General features: G+C 59.4%; 9 protein-coding genes. 2 read left to right on the top strand and 7 right to left on the bottom strand.

Features of this window, described 5'->3' with window-relative positions; translation table 11 throughout:
* Positions 1–67 precede the first annotated feature (67 nt).
* The 3 genes from AC1D1Z_RS31645 to AC1D1Z_RS31635 form a co-directional block, all read right to left on the bottom strand.
* Positions 68–604, bottom strand: a complete 537-nt coding sequence (locus AC1D1Z_RS31645; RefSeq protein WP_477852790.1) for an OmpA family protein — start codon at positions 602–604, stop codon at positions 68–70.
* Between the two features lie 13 nt (positions 605–617).
* Positions 618–1292, bottom strand: a complete 675-nt coding sequence (locus tag AC1D1Z_RS31640) for a L,D-transpeptidase (RefSeq protein WP_018444627.1) — start codon at positions 1290–1292, stop codon at positions 618–620.
* A 227-nt stretch (positions 1293–1519) separates the two neighbouring features.
* Entirely contained in the window at positions 1520–1867 is a 348-nt protein-coding gene (locus AC1D1Z_RS31635; RefSeq protein WP_245268273.1) for an alpha/beta fold hydrolase, read from the bottom strand.
* A 251-nt stretch (positions 1868–2118) separates the two neighbouring features.
* Between AC1D1Z_RS31635 and AC1D1Z_RS31630 the strand changes: the two genes are divergently transcribed.
* Positions 2119–3168, top strand: coding sequence for an AI-2E family transporter (locus AC1D1Z_RS31630; protein ID WP_018245507.1), 1050 nt, complete (start codon positions 2119–2121; stop codon positions 3166–3168).
* 408 nt (positions 3169–3576) lie between these two features.
* Positions 3577–4002, top strand: a complete 426-nt coding sequence (locus AC1D1Z_RS31625; protein WP_017957358.1) for a CBS domain-containing protein — start codon at positions 3577–3579, stop codon at positions 4000–4002.
* 48 nt (positions 4003–4050) lie between these two features.
* Here AC1D1Z_RS31625 and AC1D1Z_RS31620 read toward each other — a convergent pair whose 3' ends face one another.
* The 4 genes from AC1D1Z_RS31620 to AC1D1Z_RS31605 form a co-directional block, all read right to left on the bottom strand.
* Positions 4051–5055, bottom strand: coding sequence for an ABC transporter ATP-binding protein (locus tag AC1D1Z_RS31620; protein ID WP_026188677.1), 1005 nt, complete (start codon positions 5053–5055; stop codon positions 4051–4053).
* The gene (locus tag AC1D1Z_RS31615) at positions 5055–6032 is read right to left on the bottom strand and encodes an ABC transporter ATP-binding protein (RefSeq protein ID WP_018245509.1); all 978 of its coding nucleotides are present in this window, start codon (positions 6030–6032) and stop codon (positions 5055–5057) included. The genes AC1D1Z_RS31620 and AC1D1Z_RS31615 overlap by 1 nt, the downstream gene beginning before the upstream one ends.
* Positions 6029–6943: an ABC transporter permease gene (locus AC1D1Z_RS31610; RefSeq protein ID WP_018245510.1), complete on the bottom strand. Its 915-nt coding sequence runs from the start codon at positions 6941–6943 to the stop codon at positions 6029–6031. The genes AC1D1Z_RS31615 and AC1D1Z_RS31610 overlap by 4 nt, the downstream gene beginning before the upstream one ends.
* 4 nt (positions 6944–6947) lie before the next feature.
* The coding region (locus AC1D1Z_RS31605) for an ABC transporter permease (protein WP_477852787.1) at positions 6948–7283 on the bottom strand (336 nt) is incomplete at its 5' end.

Genomic DNA, 7283 nt, shown 5'->3' with positions numbered 1-7283 from the left:
TCGTATTCGAGCTGAGCCCGGCCGATCGCGCTTGGCGCGTCTGCGCCAAGCGTTGGTTCGAGCTGAATCAGGCCGCGTCGGGCTGAGAGCGGAGATTGGTGACGACGCGCCGGTTCTGCACCTTGCAGGAGCGCTCCGTGCAGTCGCGCACTTCGCGGTCGTTGCCGTAGCCCTTGGCCCACATGCGCCTGGCGTCCACGCCCTTCGAGACGAGATAGGCCATCGCCGCATCGGCGCGCTTCTGCGACAGCGTCTCCATTTGGGATGCCGAACCGGAATCGTCGGCAAATCCCTGCAGCTTGAGCAGCCAAGTCGGGTTCTTGTTCAGCCAGATGGCCTGGTTGTCCAATGTTGCCATGGCGACGGAATCGAGCGTCGCGGAGTCCTGCTTGAAGTAGATCCTTCGGCCGACATTGAGGATGAAATCCTCTTCACTGCCAGCCGCGACGGTTTCGAAACCGGGCGCCGGATCGTTGGTCTGGCCGCTCATCGGCGCCGCAGCGGGTTCTTCCAGAGACGCGACCTTGGTTGTGGTGCAGGCGGTAAGCGCCAGGAGCATGGCCGCGGCCATAAGCTGCCTCATGYATCCGGTCGGAGCAGACATCAGCGGATATTCCTCATTCGACCGGAGTTATTTGGCTGACCTGCGCGGCACTTTCAGCCTGGTCGGCAATGTGCGGCAGAACCTGCACCGCGGTGCCGATGGGGCAACGCTGGTAAAGATCGATGGCGTCTTCGTTGAACATGCGGATACAGCCGCTGGAGGCATCCTTGCCGATGCTCCACGGCTCAAGCGTGCCGTGGAAGCGATAACCGGTGTCGACGCCGTCGCGATGCAGATACATGGCGCGGGGACCAAGTGGATTTTTCGGTGAACCTCCGGCCACGAATTCGGGCAGTTCAGGATGGCGCTTGCGCATCTCCGGCGGCGGCGTCCAGCGCGGCCAAAGCGATTTAGCGTCGATCGTGGCGCGGCCAAACCATTTGAAGCCCTCGCGGCCGACGCCGACGCCATAGCGGATGGCCGTCTTGTTCTCCATGATCACGTAGAGAAAATGGTGCCTTGTATCGACGACGACGGTGCCGATCGGCTCGCTGCTGAAATATTTGACAACCTGGCGGTGCCACTTCTTGTCGATCTTGGCGAAGTTGGTCTTTTGGAACGTCACGCCATTGTCGACGGCGGTGCCGGCAAAATTGGAAGATGCGGCGGCGAATGCCGGTTTCTGGACCGCACCGGCGCCAAGTAACGCCAATCCACCAAGCACAATATTTCTGCGTGTCCACGGCATCGGCAATATCCCCCTTAAAGCCAAGCAGCGAAGTGTCAGTAAATCAGATTTTTCATTTGCCACAACAGAAAAATCATATCCTCCCTAAAGGCGGAGATCGGTTCACGGGCCTCCTGTGTCTGGTATTGCCCCATTGTTACTCTGGAATGCCGCGGCGCTTCGAGTTAAGGGGCCGGGCATTCATCGCCTTTGAAGATCGGCATGTACTCTTTCCGAGCCGATGCTCTTCACACGCGGCAGTTCCTTTTCTTGTGCGAATGCCTCCACAAGATCACAAAGCATCTCTCGCGAAAGGCCTGGGACCACATGATGGGGCAAATGCCCGACACTTCTGGTCTTCTTGCAGCAAGGTGTAACGCCGCTGCGCTGCCGATCGAGTGCGCAACGATCCTCACCTCCGACAGGTCAAGAGACGTGAGAAGGCGTTCAAGCCAGAAGGACTGTCCCTCATGTCCACGCTCAGCCGGTGCAGCCGGCGTGCTCAGTCCATAGCCGGGCCGGTCGGGAGCAATGATCCGGATATCGCTGTTGTCGAAGGGAAGCAAAATTTCCTGCGCAAAGACTGCCGCAGCCATGCAGGGACTGGAATGCCATGTGAGTTGCCACCGCCAAGGATGTGAACGTCCTGATCTGCGACGTGAATTGTTATTCCGAACGTCGGCTGGACAGGCTTCACTAACATGAGGCGCATAACTAAATCGGAAGAAGAAGTTCCCGTCGGGACGGCGCCTACGGCATTGAGCCGCTAGAGTAGGATGGACGGGCGGCTCAGCGCTGCCGCCTTATCTGTGCTACCATCATCGCGGTCTCGAAGCGGAAAGATCGAATGCTCCTTCAGCGTGTCAGTTTCTATGTGCTTCTGGTCCTCGTGACCATTGCGTTCGTCGCCGTCGTGCTACCGTTCTATTCGGCGATATTCTGGGCAGTCGTCCTCGCTATCATCTTCTTCCCGCTTCACGCCCGTATCGAGGCGCGGCTGGGTGGGCGGGGAAACCTTGCTGCAGCGCTGTCTGTGTTGATCTGCCTCTGCGTCGTTATCATTCCCGGGCTGATCGTCCTCAGTTCACTCGTCCAGCAGGGCAACCATCTCTACCAACGTATGGACACCGGCGAGATCGACGTCCGGAGCTTTATTCATAATCTGCAGGAAGCATTGCCCTTGTTCCTCCGCGACTGGCTCCGGAGCATCGAGCTGAACGGCGTCGATACGTTTCAGGACCGCGTTTCCTCGGCATTGATGCAGGGCGGCGGTTTTTTTGCCGGACGCGCCTTGAGCCTCGGTCAGAACACCGTGCGGTTCTTCGTCACCTTCGGCGTGATGCTCTATCTCCTGTTCTTCATGTTCCGGGATGGGCGCGCCCTTGCCCGCGCCATCAGAAGAGCGCTGCCTCTCAGCGATGCCCATACACTTCGCTTCACCTCCAAATTCACTTCGGTCGTTCACGCGACCGTGCGAGGCAATATTATCATCGCCATCATCCAGGGTTCGATCGGCGGAATCGCCTTCTGGGCCCTTGGCGTCGAGCCAGCCCTTCTGTGGGGCGTGCTGATGAGTTTCCTGTCGCTGCTGCCTGCGGTCGGCGCCGCATTGATCTGGGTCCCCACGGCCATTTACCTGGCTCTGGCCGGCTTTTGGGTGAAGGCGATTGTGCTGGTTGCGGTAGGCGCCCTCGTCATCGGTCTTGTCGATAATCTGCTGCGGCCGTCTCTGGTCGGCAGAGAGACCAAGCTTCCCGACTATGTTGTCCTCATTTCCACCATTGGCGGCATTTCTCTACTAGGCATCAATGGTTTCGTGATCGGGCCACTGATCGCCGCTCTCTTCATCGCCGCTTGGGGGATATTCGTGGAGGAGGAGGGCACGTCGGATTCCTGACGATGCGACCGGAGCATTTACCGATGGCTTCCGGAACTTTCGTCTCCCTGACCGGTTTCATAGATTCGAACCATCATCATGGGGGTGGAGCCATGAGCGCTCCGGGTGTCGCCGTCTTCGATAAGACGCGGCAAACCACAAATATGCGGCACGACGATCTGATGGCCGAGCAGGGACCTGATCGGCAGCTAGTCTGCGGTGAACGACGAGCTTTCATCGACGCCCGGGCGAGGTGCGGAAAGTGCGCCACGGACTGCCGGCAGAAGTCCAGGTGCTCTGGCCGGATCCGGATAGCGACACTCAGTGCCCCATCGAGAGGGTGGCAGGAGCCGCAACCACGTCGTTTCGGAAACGACTCTCACCGGAACATTCGACGTCCACTAACCGTAAAAGGCAGGAGGAAAGACCATGAAAGTGTCAGAGATCATGTCTCGCGATGTAGAAATCGCCAACCCTAATCAGACGATAGCCGAAATCGCGAGATGCATGGCCGACAGGCAGATCGGCTTCCTGCCGGTCGGCGACAACGACCGGCTCGTCGGAACGATCACGGATCGCGATCTCGTCGTGCGTGGGCTTGCCGATGGACTCGGGGGCGATGCAAAGGTGCGCGAAGTCATGTCACGCGATGTCAAATATTGTTTCGAAGACGAAGATGTCGACGACGTGACCCGCAATATGGGGCAGGTCCAGGTCCGCCGCCTTCCCGTCGTCAATCGTGACAAACGCCTTACCGGCGTCATCTCGCTTGGCGATGCGTCCCTGGCGGACACCGCTGCAGCGGGAGCCGGGTTGAAAAAAGTTTCCCGACCGGGCGGCGCTCATGCACACTAGAGGAGGATGATTTTAGGCCTGAAGCAATCAGGATCCTGTCGTTTGAGATCATTCATCATTGAGATGGCAAGCCGACAAATGCCCCGGTGCAATTTCCTTTTTCACCGGCACTTCCATATGACAGCGGTCCATCGCGAACGGGCATCTCGGATGAAAGTGACAGCCTTTCGGCGGGTTTATCGGGCTGGGGAGTTCGCCATCGACGGGTTTGAACTGTCGCTTGCCGGGTTCGATGCGCGGCACCTCGGCCAAGAGCGCTTTCGTGTACGGATGATTGGGCCGCCTGAAAACCTCCTCGACGGGCGCCTCTTCGACGATGCGGCCGAGATACATGATCGCAACGCGGTCGGAAATATGTTCCACAACGCCGAGATCATGACTGACGAACAAATAGGTCAGGTCAAGCTTGTCACGAAGTTCCATGAACAGGTTGATGACCTGAGCCTGGATGGAAACGTCGAGCGCTGCAACGCTTTCGTCACAGACGAGGAATTTCGGCTGCACGGCGAGCGCGCGCGCAATATTGACGCGCTGCCGCTGGCCACCGGAAAACTGGTGCGGGTATCGCTTTTTCATGGCCGGGTCGAAACCGGCCAGCATTAAGTATCTGTCGACATAGGCGTCGCGTTCCGCCGAGCGGGCAAGCCCATGCGTTCGAGGCGCCTCCCAGATAAGCTCCTCGACGGTCATGCGCGGATTGAGAGCCGCCATCGGGTTCTGGAAAATCATCTGGCTGGCGAGACCAAACTGATGCTGCTCGCCTTTCGACATGGCGCTTCGATCCATCCCCTTCCAGAGAATGTGACCCTGGCTCGGCGAGGTGATCCCTGCAATGGCGCGGCCGAGCGTCGACTTCCCGCAGCCGCTTTCACCGACAAGGCCGACAACCTCTCCGGGCCGAATGCTGAGGCTGACGTTGTCAAGCGCGTGAACGACAGGCGCGGGTTTGGCCAGCTTGAGCTTGAGCGCGATCTTGGCGGCCAAATCGGGCTTGGCTCCGAAGCGCTGCGACACGTTCCTCACTTCGATCAGGGGCGCGGCGGTCGCGGTCATCATGCTAATTCTTTCGTTACGGGATGAATGCAGCGGAAGGAGCGATCGCCTTCCGGCATGAGCTCTGGCATGACCAGGCAGCCGTCGGTTGCCCGATCACAACGCGTACGAAAACTACATCCCTGTGGGAGGCGGTTGATGGCCGGTGTCATGCCGCGGATCTGGTGAAGGGGCTCTCCGCGTCTGTTTTGCGAAGGCACCGACGCGATCAGACCGGCAGTGTAGGGATGGTGAGGATCAGTCAGAACCTTGCCCACCGGTCCGGTCTCGACGAGGCGGCCGGCATACATGACGGCGATCTCGTCGGCCAATCTTGAAACGATCGCCAGATCGTGGGTGATCCAGATCACCGCCGTATTTCCCTCTTCGGTGAGTTTCTGGAATTCGGAAATGATCTGGCTCTGGATCGTCACATCAAGCGCCGTTGTCGGTTCATCGGCGATGATAAGGTCCGGCTTGTGAAGAAGCGCGATGGCAATCGCCACGCGCTGGCGCATTCCGCCGGAAAATTGATGCGGATAGGCGGCAAGCCTCTCTTCAGGGCTTGGTATTCCGACGAGCGCCAAAGCATCCCGCGCCCGCTGCCGGGCGGCATCCTTCGGGACTCGCTCGTGTGCCTGAACGGCTTCCACCATCTGCGTCCCGACCGTCAGGACCGGGTTGAGCGTCATCGTCGGATCCTGGAATACCATGGCGATCCGCTTGCCGCGCAGCTGCCGCATCTCTTCGTCCGAATATTTCGCGATGTCGGCGCCGTCGAAGATGATCCGGCCGCCGGCAACCCGGCCGGGTTTATCGAGGAGCCGCATGATCGAGAAGCCGGTCACCGACTTTCCGGATCCGGATTCTCCCACGAGACCAAGGACCTTGCCGCGCTCCACCGTGAACGACACATCATTGACGGCGCAAAGGCTGGGGCGTCCCCTGCCGCCGCCGAATTCGGTGACAAGATTGCTCACTTGCAGCAATGGGGTCATGACATGTTCCTCGGGTTGAGCACATCGCGCAGCCGGTCACCGACGAGATTGATCGCCGCGATCGTGACCAGAAGGGCAATGCCAGGAAAGAAGCTGATCCAGTAGAGGCCTGTCAGAAGATACTGGTAGCCCGTCGAGATCAGCATGCCGAGCGAGGGTTCGGTCACAGATGCACCGAGACCGAGGAAGGACAAGGTTGCTTCGAGGCCGATTGCCCTCGCGATCTGCATCGTGGCGATGACGATGACCGGCGCAAGACAGTTCGGCAGCAGGTGCCTGAAGAGGATGCGCCATCCGGGCAGGCGCAGCATCCGGGCCGCCTCGATATATTCCTTCTCGCGCTCGACCAGAGCGGTGCCGCGGACCGTGCGGGCATAGGTCGCCCACTCGGCGATGATCAGTGCGATCACGACATTGGGCACACCCTTGCCGAGCACGGCGAGCATCATGAGCGCCATCAATATTGTGGGAAACGACAGCTGCAGGTCGACGAGCCGCATCATCGCGGTTTCCGTGCGCCCTCCCATGTAAGCGGCGAACAAGCCGGCTGAGGTTCCGATGATGGCAGCGGCGAAAGCCGACAGAACACCCACCAGCAAAGAGGTGCGCAGCCCATAGAGGATGCCGGACAGGATATCGCGGCCCTGGCTGTCGGTACCGAGGTGATAGACGAGCCCGGTCATGGATTCGGACCCCGGCGGCAGTCGTCCATCCATGATGTCGAGCTGCATCAAATCATAGGGATTTTGCGGAGAGATCCATGGCGCAAACAGCGCCAGGCAGCAGATGATCACCAGCGTGAGGAAGGCGATCGCAGCTGCCGGAGAGCTGAAGAAATCCGCGATCCCTTTCGACAGACGACTGGGTTCGGGCGTTGGAGCGCTTGTGTCTTGCGTGTGTGGTTCGGCCATGGGGTCAAGCCTTTCCTTCCAGCCGGACCCGCGGATCCAGAAGGGTATAACAGATGTCGATGATGAAGTTGAGGACGACGAAGAGCAGCACCATCATCATCAGGTAGGCGACGATGACGGGGCGATCGAGAAGGTTGATCGAGTCGATGATGAGCTTGCCCATGCCCGGCCACGCAAAGATGCTTTCGGTGACGACCGAAAAGGCGATGAGTGAGCCGAACTCGAGACCGATAATCGTCACCACCGGGATCATCAGGTTCTTGAGAACGTGCACGGAAATGATCCGCCGCTCTCGCAATCCCTTGGCGCGGGCAAACTTCACATAGTCCTGGGGAAGGAC

Source organism: Rhizobium sp. P1_E1 (genome assembly GCF_056406015.1).
This window is presented reverse-complemented; position numbering and strand designations above follow the sequence as displayed.